Annotated in this window: 19 protein-coding genes; 15 read left to right on the forward strand and 4 right to left on the reverse strand. The window is 57.6% G+C overall.

Annotated features, from left to right (window positions below; translation table 11 throughout):
• Nucleotides 1-103 precede the first annotated feature (103 nt).
• The 3 genes from BK665_RS02935 to BK665_RS02945 all read left to right on the forward strand — a co-directional run bounded on the left by BK665_RS02935 (nucleotide 104) and on the right by BK665_RS02945 (nucleotide 2,806).
• Complete coding sequence (locus tag BK665_RS02935; RefSeq protein ID WP_123402784.1) at nucleotides 104-718, forward strand: FMN-dependent NADH-azoreductase; 615 nt, start codon at nucleotides 104-106, stop codon at nucleotides 716-718.
• Nucleotides 715-2,118: a MocR-like pyridoxine biosynthesis transcription factor PdxR gene (pdxR, locus tag BK665_RS02940; protein WP_123402785.1), complete on the forward strand. Its 1,404-nt coding sequence runs from the start codon at nucleotides 715-717 to the stop codon at nucleotides 2,116-2,118. The genes BK665_RS02935 and pdxR overlap by 4 nt, the downstream gene beginning before the upstream one ends.
• A gap of 94 nt (nucleotides 2,119-2,212) precedes the next feature.
• Nucleotides 2,213-2,806, forward strand: a complete 594-nt coding sequence (locus BK665_RS02945; protein WP_123402786.1) for an LOG family protein — start codon at nucleotides 2,213-2,215, stop codon at nucleotides 2,804-2,806.
• A 121-nt stretch (nucleotides 2,807-2,927) separates the two neighbouring features.
• Here BK665_RS02945 and BK665_RS02950 read toward each other — a convergent pair whose 3' ends face one another.
• Complete coding sequence (locus tag BK665_RS02950; protein WP_123402787.1) at nucleotides 2,928-3,839, reverse strand: LysR family transcriptional regulator; 912 nt, start codon at nucleotides 3,837-3,839, stop codon at nucleotides 2,928-2,930.
• 133 nt (nucleotides 3,840-3,972) lie between these two features.
• Here BK665_RS02950 and BK665_RS02955 point away from each other — a divergent pair, with 133 nt between their 5' ends.
• The 7 genes from BK665_RS02955 (at nucleotide 3,973) to BK665_RS02985 (ending at nucleotide 11,247) form a co-directional block, all read left to right on the forward strand.
• Nucleotides 3,973-4,377, forward strand: coding sequence for a RidA family protein (locus tag BK665_RS02955; RefSeq protein WP_123402788.1), 405 nt, complete (start codon nucleotides 3,973-3,975; stop codon nucleotides 4,375-4,377).
• A gap of 295 nt (nucleotides 4,378-4,672) precedes the next feature.
• A complete protein-coding gene (locus tag BK665_RS02960) occupies nucleotides 4,673-5,530 on the forward strand; it encodes a hypothetical protein (protein ID WP_123402789.1) in 858 nt (285 codons plus the stop codon).
• 248 nt (nucleotides 5,531-5,778) lie between these two features.
• The gene (locus tag BK665_RS02965) at nucleotides 5,779-7,155 is read left to right on the forward strand and encodes a pyridoxal-phosphate dependent enzyme (protein ID WP_123402790.1); all 1,377 of its coding nucleotides are present in this window, start codon (nucleotides 5,779-5,781) and stop codon (nucleotides 7,153-7,155) included.
• The gene (locus tag BK665_RS02970; RefSeq protein WP_123402791.1) at nucleotides 7,152-8,330 is read left to right on the forward strand and encodes a cystathionine gamma-synthase; all 1,179 of its coding nucleotides are present in this window, start codon (nucleotides 7,152-7,154) and stop codon (nucleotides 8,328-8,330) included. Before BK665_RS02965 ends, BK665_RS02970 begins: the two co-directional genes overlap by 4 nt.
• A gap of 424 nt (nucleotides 8,331-8,754) precedes the next feature.
• A complete protein-coding gene (rimA, locus tag BK665_RS02975) occupies nucleotides 8,755-9,534 on the forward strand; it encodes a S6 modification regulatory phosphodiesterase RimA (RefSeq protein ID WP_123402792.1) in 780 nt (259 codons plus the stop codon).
• A gap of 61 nt (nucleotides 9,535-9,595) precedes the next feature.
• Nucleotides 9,596-9,955 carry a phosphonate transporter gene (locus BK665_RS02980; RefSeq protein WP_123402793.1) on the forward strand — a complete coding sequence of 120 codons (360 nt, stop codon included), beginning with the start codon at nucleotides 9,596-9,598 and terminating at the stop codon, nucleotides 9,953-9,955.
• Between the two features lie 2 nt (nucleotides 9,956-9,957).
• Complete coding sequence (locus BK665_RS02985) at nucleotides 9,958-11,247, forward strand: sensor domain-containing diguanylate cyclase (protein WP_185076410.1); 1,290 nt, start codon at nucleotides 9,958-9,960, stop codon at nucleotides 11,245-11,247.
• Between the two features lie 116 nt (nucleotides 11,248-11,363).
• Here the strand turns inward: BK665_RS02985 and BK665_RS02990 are convergent, their stop codons facing one another.
• Nucleotides 11,364-11,879: a winged helix-turn-helix transcriptional regulator gene (locus BK665_RS02990; RefSeq protein ID WP_123402795.1), complete on the reverse strand. Its 516-nt coding sequence runs from the start codon at nucleotides 11,877-11,879 to the stop codon at nucleotides 11,364-11,366.
• A gap of 99 nt (nucleotides 11,880-11,978) precedes the next feature.
• Between BK665_RS02990 and BK665_RS02995 the strand changes: the two genes are divergently transcribed.
• The 3 genes from BK665_RS02995 (at nucleotide 11,979) to BK665_RS03005 (ending at nucleotide 15,229) form a co-directional block, all read left to right on the forward strand.
• Nucleotides 11,979-12,617 carry a cysteine hydrolase family protein gene (locus BK665_RS02995; protein WP_123402796.1) on the forward strand — a complete coding sequence of 213 codons (639 nt, stop codon included), beginning with the start codon at nucleotides 11,979-11,981 and terminating at the stop codon, nucleotides 12,615-12,617.
• Entirely contained in the window at nucleotides 12,614-14,179 is a 1,566-nt protein-coding gene (locus BK665_RS03000; protein ID WP_123402797.1) for an aldehyde dehydrogenase (NADP(+)), read from the forward strand. The genes BK665_RS02995 and BK665_RS03000 overlap by 4 nt, the downstream gene beginning before the upstream one ends.
• A 219-nt stretch (nucleotides 14,180-14,398) precedes the next feature.
• Nucleotides 14,399-15,229 (forward strand): alpha/beta fold hydrolase, encoded by an 831-nt coding sequence (locus tag BK665_RS03005; RefSeq protein ID WP_123402798.1) that lies wholly within the window; start codon nucleotides 14,399-14,401, stop codon nucleotides 15,227-15,229.
• A 642-nt stretch (nucleotides 15,230-15,871) separates the two neighbouring features.
• Here the strand turns inward: BK665_RS03005 and BK665_RS03020 are convergent.
• Nucleotides 15,872-16,798: a Gfo/Idh/MocA family protein gene (locus BK665_RS03020; protein WP_123402801.1), complete on the reverse strand. Its 927-nt coding sequence runs from the start codon at nucleotides 16,796-16,798 to the stop codon at nucleotides 15,872-15,874.
• 114 nt (nucleotides 16,799-16,912) lie between these two features.
• Nucleotides 16,913-17,785 (reverse strand): DNA/RNA non-specific endonuclease, encoded by an 873-nt coding sequence (locus BK665_RS03025; protein ID WP_123402802.1) that lies wholly within the window; start codon nucleotides 17,783-17,785, stop codon nucleotides 16,913-16,915.
• 478 nt (nucleotides 17,786-18,263) lie between these two features.
• On the opposite strand from BK665_RS03025, the gene BK665_RS03030 reads away from it, so the two are divergent.
• On the forward strand, nucleotides 18,264-19,226 hold the full coding sequence (locus BK665_RS03030) for a LysR family transcriptional regulator (protein WP_123402803.1): 963 nt from the start codon (nucleotides 18,264-18,266) through the stop codon (nucleotides 19,224-19,226).
• A gap of 455 nt (nucleotides 19,227-19,681) precedes the next feature.
• Nucleotides 19,682-20,329, forward strand: a complete 648-nt coding sequence (locus BK665_RS03040) for an HD domain-containing protein (protein ID WP_123402804.1) — start codon at nucleotides 19,682-19,684, stop codon at nucleotides 20,327-20,329.
• Nucleotides 20,330-20,409 lie beyond the last annotated feature (80 nt).

Here is a 20,409-nt window from a genome sequence, read left to right on the forward strand (position 1 = left end):
CTGACATTCTTGGCCCAGTCGTTAAGACCATTCATGGATCTTTTGGCTAGGTCATGGGCTTCGTAGCATGGGGCCTCTTTCGATAACCTTGAAGTGAGCCACCATGAACATCCTCCACGTCAGTTGCAGCCCGCGCGGTAAGGCGTCCGAAAGCTATCGGCTCTCGCAATCCGTGATTGGCCATTTATTGAAGAAATATCCCGACGCTGAGTTGATCAACCGGGCGGTGGGCGCTGGCGGAATTCCCCATGTCGATGAGAACTACGCGATCTCCCAGCAATCGCTGGAGGACATTGCTGAGGAGGGTTCTTTTATCCCGTCCGACATGCTGATTAATGAACTGAAAAGCGCGGATGTGCTGGTGATCAGCACGCCAATGCACAACTTCACTGTGCCGTCGGCGTTGAAGGTGTGGATCGATCACGTCGCCCGGGTGCGGCGCACGTTTAATGTCGGCGCCCAGGGCAAAACCAGCTTGTTGAGTGATCGCCCGGTGTTTGTGGCCATTGCGTCGGGCGGGCGATTCTCCGGGGAGCGGGCACGTCAGCCGGACTTTCTGACGCCGTATCTCAAAGCCGTGCTAAACATGATCGGGTTGCATGACCTGCATTTCTTCACGGTCGAAGGCACCGCCCTTGGCCCGGACGCGGTGGCTGAGGCTCGCGCCGCAACCACTCTGGCGCTACAGGCACATTTCCAACCTCACGAGGCGCAATGACTGGCAAAGCTTTTTCACCCCTGGACCCAACGTCCAAGGAACCGATCTACCGGCAGATCTACTGGCGGTTTCGCGCCGCGATCACCGATGGCGCGCTGACACCGGGCGAACGGATTCCGGCGGCCCGGGCCTTGGCTAAAGAACTCGGCCTGGCCCGGGGCACCATCGACACCGCCTATTCGTTGCTGACCGCTGAAGGCTACATCCAGGCGCGCGGCCAGGCCGGCACGGTGGTGGCGCCGGGGATCAATGTGCGGGCGCCCTCTTCGTCTGCGCAGCGAACCGTCGCAAACACTTCGATCCGAGACAAAGCACCGATCCTGCCGTTTCAAATGGCTTTGCCGGCACTGGACGCGTTCCCCCGCAAAATCTGGGCGCAAATCGGCGCCCGTTGCGTGCGCGCCACGCAGGTGTCGGACATGGCCAACCCGTCGGTGTATGGGCTGGAATCGCTGCGCATCGCCATCGCCACTTACCTGCAAGTCGCCCGGGGCATTACCTGCGCACCGTCCCAGGTGTTTATCACCTCGGGCTACCGCAACACCCTGGCGCTGATCGCCCATTCGCTGCTCAAACCGGGCGACCGCGTTTGGGTGGAAGATCCGGGATATTTGCCTACCCGGCAGTTGCTCGGACATCTGCAAATTGAAGCCGAACCGGTCCCCGTCGATCAGGACGGCATGCGAGTAACTGAGGCCGTGAACAACTCGATGGGCGCCCGCGCAGCCGTGGTCACGCCGGCACACCAGAGCCCTTTGTGCGTGTCGCTTTCGCTACCGCGCCGCTTGGAATTGCTGGAGTGGGCAAGCCGCGAGCAGGCGTGGATTGTCGAGGACGACTACGACGGCGAGTATCGCTACGTCAGCCGCCCGTTGCCCGCGCTCAAAAGCCTGGATCAAGAGGGCCGCGTCCTCTATGCCGGCACCTTCAGCAAAGTGCTGTTTCCGGGGATCCGCCTCTCGTACCTGGTGGTGCCGCCGGCGCAGGTCGAGCGCTTTGAACACATCGGCCAGACCTTCCTCGGCGGCTGTCCGGAACTGACCCAGGCCATCGTCGCGACGTTTCTCACGGAGGGGCATTTCGCCCGGCATATCCAGCGGATGCGCAAGCTCTACGGTGAACGTCGGGAGGCGACGGCGCGGGGGTTGAAGGCTGTTCTGGGTGAGCGCATTCGCATTGATGCGCAGCCCGGTGGCATGCATCTGATCTTGAGATTGACGGATCACCAGTCTGATCGCCTGCTGGTCGAGCGGCTTCAGCAGGCCGGGATTTATGCCGAAGCGTTGAGCGATTTCAGTGTCCGTGGCCAGACCGATTCGGCGTTGTTGCTCGGCTTCGCGAATATCGATTCACAAGCTACTGCCGAGCGTCTTGGCCAGCGAATCCTGGAATTGTTGTAGCCCATGGCCCAATCAATCTTTTGATTCTTGGCGCTGTTGCCCCGAGCCCGCAAACCGCAGGATGGGGCGCTCGCTCTCAACCGGACCGTTTCCGATGCCCTCCTCACTTCGCAGCATTGCCGTTTTCTCCGGCTCCAACTTCGGCTTCAACCCCGCCTACGCCGAAGGCGCCCGCGCCCTGGGCCGGGAAATCGGCAGGCGCGGCTTGCAACTGGTGTATGGCGGCACCGACCGGGGTCTAATGGGCATCGTCGCCGACGCCGTGCTCGCCGAGGGTGGCGAAGTGGTCGGCATTATTACCCGCTACCTGCACGACCTCGGCCACCTGCACGGAGGCTTGACCCGACATGAAATAACCGCCGACATGCGCAGCCGCAAGACCCGCATGAGCGAATGGGCCGACGCCTTTATCGCCCTGCCCGGCGGCCTGGGGACCTTTGAAGAACTGTTCGAAGCCGCGACCCTGACGCAACTGGGCGAACACCGCAAAGGGGTGGCTTGCCTGAACATCGGCAACTTTTTCAACCCGGTGCGCAGCCTGCTGGAACACGCAGTTAAAGAGGGCTTCATGAAAACTGAGCACAGTGAAATGCTGATCTTCGACACGGACCCGGCGGCGCTGATTGATGCGCTGGAACAGTGGCAAGCACCCAGCGTCAATAAATGGATCGGCCCCGGGAAATCCTGAACCCACCACCTATCCCCCTGTGGGAGCGGGCTTGCTCGCGAAGGCGGAGTGTCAGCCGATGCAGATGTTGACTGACACTCCGCATTCGCGAGCAAGCCCGCTCCCACATTGGTTTTGTGTGTTAGCTGACGGGTGCATGCTCAGCCATCAACTCGGCCACCCAATCAATAAACACCCGCAGCTTGAGGCTGATATGCCGGTTCGGCGGGAACGCCACGTACAGCGGCATCGACTCCAGCCGCCAATCCCCGAACAACCGCACCAGTTCACCCCGCGCCTCTGGTTCCTTGGACATGTACTCGGGCAACCACAAAACCCCCATCCCCGCCAGGCCCGCCGCGAGGTAGGCATTGCCATCGTCGACCGCCAGCACGTAGCGGCCCTTGATCTGCAGCTTTTCGTTGTGGCGACTCATGGCATAGGGCAAGGCCCTGCCCGTGCGCGCCCAGAGGAAACCGACCACACGATGGTCTGACTCTTCCAGCTCCAGCGGATGCAGCGGCGTGCCAAGCCGTGCCAGGTAACTTGGCGCCGCAAACACCCCAAGCTGCAAATCACCGACCCGCCGCGCCATCAATGACTGATCGGTTAGCTCACCACCGCGCACCACGCAATCGACGTTCTCGCCGATGATATCGACGATGCGGTCGCTGACGCCCATGTCGATCTGGATGTCCGGGTAGCGCGCATGAAACGCCGGCAATGCGGGCATCAGGATCAGCCTGGCCAACGGGCTGGGTACATCCACCCGCAGTCGGCCCCTGGGCAGGACAGCGGCGCCGGACAGACTGGTCTCGGCGTCGTCCATGTCCGCCAGCAGCCGCACCACCCGCTCATAGAACGCTGCGCCGTCGGCGGTGACGTTGACCTTGCGCGTGGTGCGGTTGAGCAACTTGACCCGCAACCGCGCCTCCAGTTGCTGCACCAGTTGCGTCACGCTGGTTTTGCTCATGTGCAAAGTCTCGGCAGCCTTGGTGAAACTGCCCGTCTCCACCACCCGCGCAAACGCCTGCATTGCATCAAAACGGTCCATTCTCGCCCCGGATTGTTTGGGTTTTACAAACAGTGATAGCCAAGGTTGCTCGTTTATCGGGCCGGCGCAAGTCCTTACAGTCAGTTCATCGTTAATTGCGGGTCACTGTTGACCTGCCGATGGAGGCACTTTTATGACTCAGCGTGACGTGGTTTTCCCGCCTGGACGCCAGGCACTTTATGAACGCAATCGCTATTCGCCGGCGATCAAGTCCAATGGCTTTTTGTTTGTGTCGGGACAGGTCGGCAGCAAGGAAGACGGCTCGCCCGAGCCAGACCTTGAGGATCAGGTGCGACTGGCGTTCAACAACCTGAACGCGATCCTGAACGCGGCCGGTTGCACGTTCGACGACGCGATTGATGTAACGGTGTTTATCGTCAATCCGGAAGAACGGTTTGAAAAAATCTGGAAGGTCGTGCCGGAGTTCTGGGGCAATGCGCCGCACCCGACGATTACCTGCGTCGGCGTCACTTGGCTGTATGGTTTCCAGTTCGAAATCAAAGTCATCGCCAAGCTGCCCGAAACCACCACCAACTGACCCGTCCACCCCCATCAACTGTGGGAGCGGGCTTGCTCGCGAAGGCGGAGTATCAGCCAACATTTGCATCGGCTGACACACCGCCTTCGCAAGCAAGCCTGCTCCCACGGTAGTGATTAGCGGCGGGATAAATCAGCGGGTACAACTCCGTTGCCCCGTTTACGGACTACTGATTACCACCTGTCGGGACTGTCAGATCTGACAGGTGAATTGGACTGCGCAACCCCGTAAAAATCGGAACAGGTGAGCTACCGTCATCGTGACAATGCTTCCCGACACCGCAGGGGCAACCGCAATGAAAAATCTGATTTGCTGTCCAGTGACTGTTCTGCTTGCATCATTAGTTTTGTCGGGGTGCAGCACCCCGCCCAAAATCCTTTACACGGACTATAAAAACAACACCGGGAAGCTCTATCCGGATTACGAAGGCCTGGTTAAATACAACTTGGCGGCGTCTATTTTGTTAATCAAAGAGCAAGACAACGAGATAAAAATCGCTTCGATACCAGTGGAATCAGACAAATTGCTGGTCCTTCATCCGGCGGATACTTGGGGTGTCACCACACACTTGAAGGTCGCGAAGATTCCCAATACCAATCTTCTAAAGCAGGTTGATATTGAGGTTGAAGATAAGCGCAAGGCAATCATTGAACAGATTGGATCAGCAGGGGCAGCCCTCGTCGGAGCACTGGGGATCGCGTCTGCGACAGGGGTGAGTTTGCCGTTGGCCATCGATACCCAAGTATTTTTGCAGCCCCCGAAGCCGGAAGCTTTAACGGTCACGGGTAGCGTCGAAAATCCCTCCAACGCGTTTGATATGAAAATCGACCCTGTCCCTATTGGTTCAATACCCTATGACGACTTTATAAAAAAAGCGTCCGTGGATAAACAATCGGTACTGGCCTATTCGGCCTGTCGTCATGCGACGGTGACTATTACTGTCGCAGGTTCCAAGATGAAGTTTTCAACCATAGTTGCCGATCCAAACTTTGTGCAACTGGCCGCACTGCCCACCAAGGGTTCCGTGACCATGCACTCTGAATGTGGCGTGGACACCTCAGACGTGCCCGGTTCGGCTTCGACATCTACAGAGCTGATCAGCACTTTCATCAACCAGGCAAAAGCAGTTCGAGACGCACGGCCGACCAAATAGACGAATTGGACGCTACAGAGCCAGTTCTTGGTCCACACAAGCAGCGAACAGACGCTAAACATCGACGCCGCGTTCCCGATCTGGGGCCGCGGCGTTTTTCGTTGAGCGAACTTCGTCGCGTTGTTACCGAATGGCGACACTTGGTTGCGGTCGGCGCTGGCCCGGCCTATGGTCGAAGCGAGTTTTTTCACTACTGACGGGCGTGCGATGACTCGCAGCCCATCGCTGTCAATCCAGGAGGTGACGACATGCCCACCAACACCCGCCCCGCCGTGCTCGAACTGATCGGCAATACGCCGCTGGTCCGCGTCAGCCGCTTCGATACCGGCCCGTGCACGCTGTTTCTCAAACTTGAATCGCAGAACCCCGGCGGTTCGATCAAGGACCGTATCGGCTTGGCGATGATCGACGCCGCCGAACGCGACGGTCGGTTGAAACCCGGTGGCACCATCGTCGAAGCCACCGCCGGCAACACCGGTCTGGGCCTGGCGCTGGTGGGTCGCGCCAAGGGTTATCGCGTGGTGCTGGTGGTGCCGGACAAGATGTCCACCGAGAAGGTTTTGCACTTGAAGGCCATGGGCGCCGAAGTGCACATCACCCGCTCCGATGTCGGCAAGGGCCATCCCGAGTATTACCAGGATGTGGCCGCACGCTTGGCCAAGGAAATTCCCGACGCGTTCTTCGCCGATCAATTCAACAACCCGGCCAACCCCTTGGCCCACGAATGCAGCACCGCGCCGGAGATTTGGGCACAGACCCAGCATGACCTGGATGCGATTGTGGTCGGCGTCGGTTCCGCCGGGACCCTGACCGGACTGACCCGTTTCTTCAAGCGTGTGCAGCCAAACCTGGAAATGGTCCTGGCCGATCCGGTCGGTTCGGTGATGGCCGAATACAGCCGCAGCGGCACCCTCGGCAAGCCCGGTTCCTGGGCGGTGGAAGGCATTGGCGAGGACTTTATTCCGTCGATCACCGACCTCTCCAGCGTGCGTCACGCTTACTCGATCAGCGATGAAGAAAGCTTCGACCATGCGCGCCAATTGTTGCGCGCCGAAGGTATTCTGGGTGGCTCGTCCACCGGCACCTTGCTCGCTGCGGCGCTGCGTTATTGCCGCGAGCAAACCGAACCGAAACGGGTGGTCACGTTCGTCTGCGACACCGGCACCCGCTACCTGTCGAAGGTCTACAACGACCAATGGATGAACGACCAGGGCTTGCTGCAATACAAACGCTACGGCGACCTGCGTGACCTGATTTCCCGGCGCTTCGAGGATGGCCGGGTGATCAGCGTCGGCCCGGACGACACGCTGCTCACCGCGTTCCAGCGCATGCGCCTGGCGGATGTGTCGCAACTGCCGGTGCTGGTGGACGGGCAAAAACTGGTCGGCGTGATCGACGAATCCGATATTCTGCTGGGCATGCAGGAAGACGCCTCACACTTTCGCTTGACCGTGGCCAGTGCCATGACCGACAAGGTACAAACCCTGCCGCCCGGCGCCAGCCTGGCTGAACTGCAAGCCGAGCTCGACCGCGGACTGGTGGCGATCATCGCCGACGCCTCGGGCTTCCACGGCTTGATTACCCGCGTCGACCTTCTCAATCATCTACGGAGATCCCTTACATGAGTCAGCACGATGAAACCGGTGCGCCACGCGCCTTCGCCACTCGGGTGATCCACGCCGGGCAGGTGCCGGACCCGTCCACCGGGGCGCTGATGCCGCCGATCTACGCCAACTCCACCTACTTGCAATCAAGCCCCGGCGTGCACAAGGGCCTCGACTACGGCCGCTCGCACAACCCGACGCGTTTTGCCCTGGAGCGCTGCGTCGCCGACCTCGAGGGCGGCACCCAGGCCTTCGCCTTCGCGTCCGGGCTGGCGGCGATTTCCACCGTGCTCGAACTGCTCGACGCCGGCTCGCACATTGTCTCCGGCAATGACCTGTACGGCGGCACCTTCCGCCTGTTCGACAAAGTACGCCAACGCAGCGCCGGGCATCGCTTCAGCTACGTCGACCTGACCAACCTGGCGAACCTCGAAGCCGCGTTGCAGGACGACACGCGGATGGTCTGGGTCGAAACCCCGAGCAATCCGCTGCTCAGCCTCACCGACCTCAGCGCCATCGCCCGCCTGTGCCGCGACCGCGGCATCATCTGCGTGGCCGACAACACCTTTGCCAGCCCATGGATCCAGCGTCCACTGGAACTGGGCTTCGATATCGTCGTGCACTCGACCACCAAATACTTGAACGGTCACTCCGACGTGATCGGCGGCATCGCCATCGTCGGGCAAAACCCGGAACTGGCCGAACGCCTGGGCTTCCTGCAAAACTCGGTCGGCGCCATCTCCGGCCCGTTCGACGCCTTCCTCACCCTGCGCGGCGTAAAAACCCTGGCCCTGCGCATGGAACGCCACTGCAGCAACGCCCTTGAACTGGCGCAATGGCTGGAAGCCCAACCGCAAGTGTCCCGCGTCTACTATCCGGGCCTGCCCTCGCACCCGCAGCACGAACTGGCACGCCGGCAGATGCGCGGTTTTGGCGGCATGATCTCCATCGACCTGAACACCGATCTGGCCGGAGCCCGACGCTTCCTGGAGAACGTGCAGATTTTTGCTTTGGCCGAGAGTCTGGGCGGCGTGGAAAGCCTGATCGAACACCCGGCGATCATGACCCATGCGAGCATTCCAGCGGAAACGCGGGCGCAGTTGGGGATTGGCGATGGGTTGGTGCGGTTGTCGGTGGGGGTTGAGGATGTGGAGGATTTGCGGGCTGATTTGGCGCAGGCATTGGCGCTGATTTGAAGGATGGGCCGAAAGTCGCCGGTTGAGACTGGCGGCTTTCGGCCCAGCAACGCTCGCGACCAGGAACACGTCAACGCTGTTTTTACAGCCTCTGGGCTCATAGCGGCCCGTCATTTTTCCCAAATTCCGCCGCATAGCCTCGCCCTTATCGACTAATAGTTCTCTCTATTAAAAAAGTTTAGCGGCGTGGATTTAGGTTAAGTGTCTAAGCCATAACCTTTTTTGACCTCACCACGTTTTTTCAAAGACTAAATATCGTCAATTATCGGTCGATGAGAAGCAACATAAGAATAAACTGCTATAGTAAAAACGCCCAGTCGAGTCATTACAAACCCCTCCACAGTTAATTTGTTGTTTATTTCGATGCCTAGACCTTAATTAGAATACCCAACATAAAAACGGCAACTAATTCTTGGAGCTCGACGTGACAACTTTCCCACGCTCATTGACTTCGCCCAACGGTTGCCAAGGTTGCAAAAGCACTTCTGAGCAGGATTTAGATTTTACGTTCGCTTTTCAGCCGATTGTGGATGTGCGCGATCAATCGGTTTTTGCACATGAGGCGTTGGTGAGAGGCATTAATGGTGAGGGGGCGTTGTCAGTACTGGAGAAAGTAAACGATAACAACCGTTATCGGTTCGATCAACTTTGCCGCCTACGGGCTATTTCCACTGCGGCGCAACTTGGAATGACGCAACACCTGTCGATTAACTTTCTTCCTAACGCGGTCTACCGTCCAGAACTGTGCATTAGAAGCACGCTGGACGCCGCACAATTTCATAACTTCCCACTTGATCGGCTGATATTCGAGACTGTTGAAAGCGAATACGTTGATAACAATCACCATCTGACCAACATTCTGCGCGAGTACCGGGAGTTGGGATTCAAAACAGCCATTGATGATTTTGGCTCAGGTTATTCAGGACTCAAGCTGCTGGCAGACTTTCAACCGGATCTTATAAAGCTCGATATAGAGCTCGTGCGTAATATCCATCGTGATCGTTCCCGACAGTCAATAATCCGAGGTGTTGTCATTATATGTGCAGAACTGGGTATTGAAATCATTGCAGAAGGCGTCGAACATGCCGAGGAACGGGATTTTCTCACCGACTGCGGAGTTTATTTAATGCAGGGATTCTGGTTCGCCAAGCCTGCATTTCAAGCAATGGCTGTGGTCGCTCCCAAGGCATGGCATAAAGCATAGATTACACCGCCCAGCGGGGGCGTTCTCAAATCGATATTTTACTGTGTGAGAGATTAGGGAAATGAATCTTAAGTTCGAAGAAACATCGATACAAGCATTGCTGGACGCGCCTGACAAACTGGACACTCTGAACTACGGCATCATTGGCTTTAACGACGCTTCAGAGGTGGTCATCTACAATACTTTAGAAGCTTCACGCGCGGGTTTACGACAGGCACGGGTCTTGGGAAAGAATTTATTTTTGGAAATTGCACCTTGCATGAATAACGCCATGGTCGCTCAAAGATTTGAGAATGAGCCTGAGTTGGACGTGATCATTTCTTATGTTCTGGCGCTTAGAATGCGGCCTATCCCTGTCAGGTTAAGACTGCTTAAAAAAACCAATAACAACACCCGCTTCCTGCTGGTTGAATGGGCATAAACATGAGTGACATCGAGCAGGATAATGACTCCCTCGAGTCAGAGTACGAAGCGTTACTCTCATTTATGTATCTATCACCCGTAGGCCTGGTTAGAACTAACCCCAGCGGAAAAATTGATATGCTCAATCCCATGGCAACACAACTGATGATGCCATTGGTTAAGGCTATTGGCCTTGAGAATCTGTTCGAAACACTTGCGTGCGTTGCGCCTGAACTACGTAACCTTGTGACAAGTTTCAGGGAATCATGCGGATCAATCTGTGTAAACCATAGAATTCATGTGACGTCCGCCGCCGACGGAGGCGTTGTACTGGCCTGTACTATCGTGAAGGTCAACGACGATGTTTTGATAACAGTTCTGACTGATATCTCTTGCCAAGTCGCAACTGAACGGAGACTAAGACAAACCGATTCATGGCTTGACGCCATTTATACTGTTGTTAACGATTTCGCAGTCCTCGGTTTGACCAAGCAAGGAGAGATTAATAGTTGGAGCCCCTCAGCGGAGCGTTTGACGGGGTACTCGGAATCCGAGGCTATAGGTGAGACGTTGCGCCACTTCTGTAATCTTTCCGCCTTGGATGCGCACGTATTAGGTGAACATCTGGCCTTCGCACGTGAGGAAGGTTGGCATTCACGGGACTATGATTGCCAGCACAAATCAGGACACCATTTTTTTGCTCAGGCAATGATTGCCGTTTTGCGTGAAGAGGATGATGAGTTTTCTGGCTATACCGTGGTGTTCAGGGATATTACCGAGCGAAAGGTGTCGAGCGAGAATCTGGCCGACTTGTTAACTAAAGACCACCTCACAGGTGCAGTTAACCGCGCTCATTTTTTCAACCTTGCGGAGAAAGAATTTGCGCGAGCGACTCGATACAGGCAGTCGATATCGATAATCATGTTAGACGCCGACCACTTCAAACTGGTCAATGATAGTTGGGGGCATCCGATTGGCGATGACGTTCTGAAGTCGATTGTTAAAATTATCCAGGGAATTCTTCGGCCCGCAGATACTGTAGCCCGGTTTGGCGGAGAAGAGTTTGTAATTATGCTGCCTAATACCAACAGCCTCGAGACGTCCATTATTGCTGAGCGACTCAGAAGCAGCATTGAGGCATCAGGCGTCGATGCGGGTGGTGAGGAAGTTAAAATCACAGTCAGTATTGGGTGTGCGTCAATGACCGAATCGCGGCCCACTCTCAAGCAGTTATTAGTCTCCGCAGACAGTGCGCTCTATCAAGCAAAATCCAAGGGTAGAAACTGTATCGTTGATATTGGTGACATCTAATTAATGGCGTCTCGTGGGGTAACACGAGACAGGCAAGTGAACTACCAATATTCCTAGAGGGCTTTGTATTTCTCTCGACCTGGCTGCCTGGTGTTTCCCGCCCACCGCATCAAGCCTCATCCTGACGACTTGATTCGATTTCCCTTGAAGGCCTCCCCCCGTGCCTTTCGTTCTGCGGTGTAGGCCGCACCGGGTTCGCTGATCAACTCTTCACGGCGCAAGTACTCACCACAGTGTTCGCAAAGCGGCCCCAGCCCGGCCGGTTCGCCACAGGTTTTGTGGGTATACACGACCGCCAACCCCTCCTCTTGCGACTTGCACCAGGTTTCTCCCCAGGCGCGCAGTGCCATGACCACAGGATAGAAGGCTTCCCCTTTCGCCGTGAGGTGGTACTCGTAGCGCAGCGGCCGTTCGCTGTAGGGGCGGCGTGCGACGAGACCGTCTGCCTCCATGTTTTTCAGACGCGCGGCGACCATCTGCGGGGTCCCTGCGGTCTGCGCCTGGATCTCGTCGAAGCGATGGCTGCCCATGAACAACTCGCGCAAAACCAGCACGGTCCAACGGTCGCCTACGATTGCCTCGGCCCGGGAAATCGGGCAAAGGGTTTCGGGAGCACTTGTGTTTACCGACATAAGGACTTGCCTCTTTTACAGTTACTATGATTATCATATCAGCAAGGCATCAAGACAAGCTCACGACGCCGATCACCTAAAATCCCTGGAGAAATCGCGATGTCGAACACCCACTATCCCCTGGACAGAACCGCCTATCTGCTGGTCGATCCTTACAATGACTTCCTCTCGGAAGGCGGGAAAGTCTACCCGTTGATCGAACCGATCGCCGAGCAAGTGGGCTTGCTCGATAATCTTCGCGCCCTCGACCGCGCCGTCCGTGCCCTGGACATTCCGGTGGTCATCGTACCGCACCATCGCTGGGAGCAAGGTGACTACGAAAACTGGGATCATCCAAGTCCCACGCAGTGCAAGATCATGCACATGCATCACTTCGCACGCGGGGAATGGGGCGGCGAATGGCACCCCGATTTCGCGCCAAAGGACGGTGACATCGTGGTTCAGGAGCATTGGGGCTCAAGCGGTTTTGCCAATACCGACCTTGATTTTCGCCTCAAGCAGAAAGGCATCACCCACGTGATCATCGTTGGCCTGCTGGCCAATACGTGCATCGAGGCCACGGCCCGTTACGCGGGCGAGCTGGGCTATCACGTGACATTGGTGCGTGATGCGACCGCCGCCTTCAAACCGGAAATGATGCATTCCGCCCATGAACTGAACGGCCCCACCTTCGCCCACGCGATTGTGACAACTGACGAACTCATCGCCACCCTGACTCAGCCGCAGGTGAAGCCATGAAACTGACAGGACATCTGATCATCGGGGCAAGCGATGTCGGCGCCACCGAAGGCACGATGAAGGCGCTCAACCCGGCGACCAACCAGTTGATCGAGCTGGATTTCGCCCTGGGCGGAGCGGCGGAAGTCGACCGGGCCGCGACACTCGCCGACGAGGCTTTTGACGCCTACAGCCATACCTCGCTCGCCCGGCGTGCGGCGTTCCTCGACAGCATTGCCGACAATCTCGACGCCGTCCGTACCGAGCTGGCCGCACGCGCCGCCCTCGAAACAGGTCTGCCCGAGGCCCAGCTTGAGGGCGAGGCGGCAAAAGCGGCCACGCAGTTCCGCCAATTCGCGGATGTCGTGCGCAAAGGGCGATTCCTGCAACTGGCCGTCGATCCGGCACAGCCTGATCGCCTGCCCCGCCCCCGCATGGATCATCGCCTGCAGAAGATCGCCATCGGCCCGGTGGCCATATTTGGTGCGAGCAACTTTCCCATTTCATACTCGGTCGCGGGTGGCGATACCGCTTCGGCGCTGGCAGCAGGCGCAACCGTTATCCTGAAGGCACACAACGCGCATCCCGGCGCATCGGAAATTCAGGCTCGGGCGATTCGCAAAGCGGTGCAAGAGCACGAACTGCCCGAAGGCGTGTTCTCGATGGTGCGCGGCAGCGGTAACGCCATTGGGGAAGCGCTGGTCGATCATCCGCTGGTCCAGGCGGTGACGTTCACCGGCTCGGAACGGGGCGGCATGGCGCTGTATCGCCGCGCCCAGCAGCGCCCGGACCCCATTCCGGTGTTTACCGAGATGACCAGCGTCAACCCGACGTTCATCCTGCCCCACGCCCTGGCCACACGCGGCGCACAGATCGGCGACGGGTTTGTCGAGCGCATGCTGGTCAATGTGGGGCAAGCCTGCCTGAAACCGGCCATCCTGATCACGATCGAGGGTGATGGCTTTGAGGCGCTGCGAGCCGCGATGGTCAAGCGCGTGAACGAGGCACCGGCGCGCACGATGCTGGCTCCGGGTATTCATGCGTCCTATCGCAGTGGTCTTGCCGCCATGGAAAACGCCGGCGCCCGTCGCATCGCCGAAGGCGCGGCACCTTCTGGGGAATGGGAGGGTCAATCGGCGTTGCTTGAGGTTGAGGGCGCTCATTTCCTGATTGAAACGGTACTGGCCCATGAGGCATTCGGTCCGTCCGCGTTGTTGGTGAAGGTCAGGGATGAGGCTGAATTGCTCGCGGTTGCTCGCGCATTCAAAGGCCAGCTCAGCGCCGCGATGCATCTTGAGGACGGTGACAGGGCACTGGCTCATCGCTTGCTGCCTGTCCTGGAGCGGCGTACCGGACGCATCGTCGTCAACGCCTTCGCCCATCCGCAGGAGGTCACGTTTGCCACCGTTCACGGCGGACCGTTTCCAGCCACGTCGGACAGCCGCTTCACCTCGGTCGGCATGACATCCATTGAACGCTTCCTGCGCCCGGTGGCCTACCAGGGCTTTCCTGATGCGCTACTGCCCGAAGCCCTGCGTGATGCCAACCCATTGAAGCTGCCGCGCATCGTGGATGGCCAATAAAAAAAGGGGACGGATTTATTTTCGAAGGTAGATTTGTCCCCTTTTCTTTTCCCCGAATTGACCGCTTAGGTAGCGGCAAGCTCCACCCATCGTTTGAACGTGTCGCCTCTTGTGCGTCTTCTACACTGACCAAGTTCGCTCGTGTCCCGTCGGTCGCGGCCTCGAGCCAGCAACCTGTTGCACGCCCCACACCCACCTGATCACGAGGGGACACACGCCATGAACACCATCACCACCAAAGACGGAACGCGGATTTTCTACAAGGATTGGGGACCGAAGGACGCAACGCCTATTGTGTTTCACCACGGCTGGCCATTGAGCGCGGACGACTGGGACAACCAGATGATGTTCTTCCTGCTCAAAGGCTACCGGGTGATCGCCCACGACCGCCGCGGTCACGGACGCTCGACCCAGACCTGGGAGGGCAACGAAATGGACACCTATACCGCCGACGTCATCGAACTGACCGATGCCCTCGACCTCAAGGGGGCGATCCATGTCGGCCATTCGACTGGTGGCGGTGAAGTCGCCCGCTACGCCGCCCGAGCCAAACCGGGGCGCGTGGCCAAGGCTGTATTGATCAGCGCGGTGCCGCCGATCATGGTCAAGTCGGAAAAGAACCCCGGCGGCTTACCCCTGGAAGTATTTGATGGTTTCCGCTCGGCACTGGTCGCCAGCCGCGCGCAGTTTTACGTGGACGTGCCGGCGGGGCCGTTCTATGGCTTCAACCGACCCGGGGCCAAGGTCTCCCAAGGCGTCATCGACAACTGGTGGCGTCAAGGCATGATGGGCGGCGCAAAAGCGCACTACGACTGCATCAAGGCGTTTTCCGAAACCGATTTCACCGAAGACCTGAAGGCAATTGAGGTGCCGACACTGGTCATGCATGGCGAGGATGATCAGATCGTACCGTTCGCCGATTCGGCGCCGTTGTCGGCCAAATTATTGAAACATCCCACGCTCATTACTTACCCCGGCTTCCCCCACGGGATGCCCACGACCAATGCGGACCAGATCAACGCTGATTTGCTGGGGTTTATTCGCGGTTAAACACGACGCGACACCTTCGCGAGCAGGCTCGCTCCCACAATGGATTGGCGTCCTACACGACCTCTGTGTATACCGCCGATCAAGTGTGGGAGCGGGCTTGCTCGCGAAAGCGGTGTGTCAGTCAACATCAATGCTGAATGTGAAATAGCTTTCGCGAGCAAGCCCGCTCCCACAAGGATCAGGGCCAAACGCAAATTTTGTGTTCGCCGACAATCCCCTGTAGGAGCAAGGCTTGCCCGCGATGGATTGGCGCCTTACACGACCGCTGTGTATACCGCCGATCAAGTGTGGGAGCGGGCTTGCTCGCGAAAGCGGTGTGTCAGTCGACATCAATGCTGAATGTGAAATAGCTTTCGCGAGCGAGCCCGCTCCCACAAGGATCAGGGCCAAACGCAAATTTTGTGTTCGCCGACAATCCCCTGTAGGAGCAAGGCTTGCCTACTATGGATTGGCGCCCTACACGACCTCTGTGTATACCGCCGATCAAGTGTGGGAGCGGGCTTGCTCGCGAAAGCGGTGTGTCAGTCGACATCAATGCTGAATGTGAAATAGCTTTCGCGATCAAGCCCGCTCCCACAAGGATCAGGGTCAAACGCGAATTTTGTGTTCACCGGCCCTGACGGCCAACATCGCCTCTTCGTCCTAATCGTAAAACGGCTCTACCGTCGCCCGACTGCCGACAAAAAAACTATCCGCCACCAGCCGCAACGGTTGAAGATCCAGGTCACTGGCCTTGTCGGCGATCAGTTGCTGGAAATGCCGATACACCGCCGCGTACTCGCCCTCCTCCGACACCGCTTGGGGCACGCCGTCGATGCTCAACCGTGCGCCACCGTTGTCCAGTCGCAGCACGCCTTCGGCGCAGCGAATTTCGATGCTCCAGAGTTCGTCATGACCGTGGTCGAAATCGAATTCCGCACGAACGTCGAGGTGGCGTGCGTCGGACATCTTGATGGACGCGGCAATCGGTGACTGGCAGTTGCTGGGGACGCGCAGTTCCGCGGACTCGACAAACAAAGGCAGCGCCAGCAAGTGGGTGGCAATCGACAAGGCATTGATGCCCGGATCGAACACGCCCAGGCCGCCGGGTTGCCAGATCCACGCCTGGCCGGGGTGCCACTTGCGCACGTCTTCCTTCCAGTCGATCTGCACGCTTTGCAAGGTGCGGCTGGCCAGCCAGGCGCGGGCCGCCTCGATGCCGGGCGCGTAGCGTGAATGCCAGGCGAACAAACCACTGACACCCTGCTCCGCAACTTGATTGACCAACGCCATCGCCTCCCCAAGCGTGGGGCACGGCGGTTTTTCCACCAGCACGTGTTTGCCCGCGGCCAGCGCTTGCTGCACCAGGGCGAAACGTCCTTGGGGCGGTGTGCAAAACGCGATGGCGTCCACGGGCGGGCCGTTTTTCAGCAGCTCGCCCAAGGACTGAAAGTTCTCCACCCCGGCACAAGGCTGCCCTTGGGTGGCGACAGACACCAACTGGAACCCGGGGTTGGCGTTGATAGCGGGAACGTGTTGATCCTGGGCAATCTTGCCGTAGCCCACCAGACCGAGACGAATCGGTTGCATCAATGACTCCTGATTTATTGTTTTATCTTGGTCAGCGAATCGACGAGATTACGTTTGTATTGGCAAAAAGGGGACTGATTTATTTTTCGAAAAAAATAAATCTGTCCCCTTTTTTCAGGAGCGGCCGACGGAACCGCTGATGGGTAGATTTCCCAGCAACTTGAGCCCGGTACTCTTCACGAAAGTGTCGTAGTCCATCGGTCGTTCGATCCGGGTTTCAGCGTTGGGCAGGACGTAGGCCCAGGCACGCTTGGACGAGGCGTCGTACACCAGTTTGAACAGGCGGGTCGGGACCCAGACCTTGTTGTCGCCGATGGTGCCGTGGCCTGAATCAAACAGCGGGCCGGTGAAAACAAACACATTGCCATCGGCGCGCTTGGCAAACTTCCTGACATCCGCCTCGACCTTGCTCCAGATCTTGCGGTTGTTGGTGGGGTCTTGCGGCACCATGTTCGACAGCGCAAAGGATTGGGCCATGGCGTTGGGACTCGGCGCATCGGCAGCCGGGGATTGATGGCCACGGTCCACGGCCGGGTGTTGGCTGCGGTAGTCACTCAACTCTGCCCGTCCCCCCTTGGGAATGCGCGGGTCCGGGTAAAACTGGTTGGTACGTTCCTCGCCTTTGGCATCCTGCAACTGGGCGGCATTCAGGCGTTCGACCACCACCAGCGGGGTCTTGCTGGTTTGTGAGTAGAGCACCGCGAAGTTGTCGGAACACAAGGCCAGGGGTTTCATGGTGGCCGGCACAGTGGCCGTGTTGATCGGGTTCGCCGCCGGGAACAGATCGGCGCAGCCATCAAACGAGGGCTGTTTCTGTTTGGTGGAATAGAGGTCCAGGGCCGCGTTCTGGTTGATCGAGCCCGAGTGCGACGTGTGGGCCTGAGACTCGGTTTGCGGCTTGAGCAGGTCCAGCAGACTGCGCGCTTCGGCGCCGTTGGAGAGCAAAACAAGGGCCGACAGCCCAACTGCAATTTTGCGTAGGTGCATGCTTTAAATTCTTCGATTTGGATTGAGGGTCAACGTACGGCGAGTTCCGATTGACGGAACCAAAGGGAGGCGTTGCTGGTTAGAAAGCGGCGAGCATGCTGACACGTTCCTTGATCAAAATACCGATGCGGATTCGGGCGGCACGAGCGCTGGCGGCCGTGCGGGGGTTATTGACCCTTTAAAGTCATTTTAGTGCTGGGCTTTTCTGGAAGTCAGTATTTCAGGCCGGGAAGATTGCCACGATCAACGCCTGGAATCGCTTTGGCGTTGGCTTCGCAATGCAGCCGGAGTAAACATCATGAACTTGCTAGTACGCTGCAACGTTCGTAGGCATGCTCAGTACGGTTGCCCTGGCTCATGGCGGTGGCGCTTGCGCAACGGAGAAACTGACTAGAATTTTTATCGGGCTCGTACCAACAAAATGTTCAGCTACGGCAGGATGGAATGTAGGTAGGCCGCAAAACGTGGTGAATTGGAAATGCGAAATCTGGACTTGAATTTGCTACGGGTGTTCGACGCAATCATTCGGGAAAAAAATGTCCTGCGGGCGAGTGAAGTCGTCAGTCTCAGCCCGTCGGCGGTCAGTCATGCACTTTCACGACTCCGGGCGCTGCTCAACGATGAGTTGTTTGTGCGCACGACGAACGGGATGGAGCCGACCGTTCGGGCACTCGAAATGGCACCACTGGTGCGAGACGCCTTGGTAGCGATCGAACGTGCGGTCGGTCCCAGAGAGTTTGATGCAAGTCATACCAATCGCCAGTTCTGTATTGCCGCAACCGACCATATGACAGCAGTGATACTGCCGAACTTTTTGCGGGCGATTTCAACCATCGCGCCTTACGCGAATTTCACAGTATTGCCTGCCAGCCGAATCGACCTGACTGCGCAGATTGACGTAGGTCGTGTGGACATTGCCCTTGGCTCGTTCTCTGACATTCCTCACCGGCTGCGCGAACAAATGCTGTTCAAGGAACACGACATGATGGTGATTGACAAAAATCACTCACTCGCCGACAGCAAGATAGGATTGGACGCTCTATCAAACCTCCCTCTTCTGGTTGTATCCACAGGCAGCTCGGAAGATGGCGAATTCTCCGAACGCGGTCTGACGCGGCGCACTGAAATGTTTGACCGGAACGCTCTGACAGCCGCGTTTGCTTCGATCGGAAAACACCCCGACATCAAGATGGTGCAACCGCATTTCCTGGCCGTCCCAAGCCTGCTCTCCGGCACCGAAATGGCCGCGATCGTTCCAAGCACTCTGGCGAATCTGTTCCACCAATCAGGCGTAGCGTGCGCTTCGCAACTGCCTTGGCAAGCCCCGCCACGTGCCGTGCAAATGGTCTGGCATGAACGACATACTCACGACCCAGGGCATAGCTGGCTGCGCAGCATGCTATCCAATGCGGCACCGTCTTCGCAGATTGTGGAACCGTAACCCACGCCCACAGTAATTGCAGACTGAATGCACGGTGTGCATTTTCATGTGATGAAAATTGCACTTCAGAGACATCAAGTCCGAAACGTAGGGTAGTCAGTGCCTTAATACGTTAAATGACTGGACGTGAATCATGCCTGACACCCAAACAGAGACGATGCATGAGCTGACTGAAGTCGAGCAGATCATGGTGGGCCGCAAAATCGCGAGGACTGGACACCTGCACGCAAGAGTTCCTCGCTCGCTACCACACCGTTTTTCGTCGCTGCTTGCCGCTGGCTTCTGAAGAGTTGGTGGTGTGCGGCATGGCGATGGGCTTTGGTGATCCGCAATGGGCCCGGCGGCGTCCGCAAATGCCCAAGGCTTCAATCGAAGCGTTTGCTTCGCTTCACGGCTTCTAAACTTTTGTTAAGACCGACCAACATCTGTTTTGGCGTATTCGAGAGATAGCACTCATGCCACTGACCGAACGTTTCGATGTAAGCATTCCCGACAGCCAACTGGCCCGGGAAGTGACTCAACTCATTCGCGACACCGAAAGTGATTTACTGTTTTCACACTCCACACGCGTCTACTTTTGGGGGGCGATGACAGGTAATCGCAAGGACCTGATTTTTGACCCTGAACTGCTCTATACCGCGGCGATGTTCCATGATGTCGGCCTGACGTCGAAGTACAACAACAGCCAGCTGCGCTTTGAGGTAGACGGCGCCAATGCAGCGCGTGACTTTCTGCGCAGTCATGGGATTTGCGCCACGGACGTGGAAAAAGTCTGGAACGCTATCGCGCTTCACACCACCCCGGGCATTCCGGAACACATGCATTCCGAAATCGCCCTTCTACAGGCGGGTGCAGGAATGGACGTAGCCGGACGTGGCTTTGAAGAGTTTACCGACGACCAACGAAATGAGGTGATTTTGGCCTATCCGCGGGAAGCCGGATTCGCTCACAAGATGATCGACGAATTTTACCTTGGCATGAAACATCGTCCCCAAAGTACCTTCGGCACTTTCAACGATGACTTCCTCGCCTATAAGGACCCGGATTTCAAGCGCACAGATCTGTGCAGCATCATCCTCTGTTCACATTGGGAACATCGATAAGCAACCTGTTTCGCTAATAGAAACTCAACACAGTGCGCCCATCCGCCATATTGCAACCGACTAATAGTCCTACTCATCCA

Origin of the sequence: Pseudomonas frederiksbergensis (assembly GCF_003732665.1) — a bacterium.
Classification (GTDB): domain Bacteria; phylum Pseudomonadota; class Gammaproteobacteria; order Pseudomonadales; family Pseudomonadaceae; genus Aquipseudomonas; species Aquipseudomonas frederiksbergensis_G.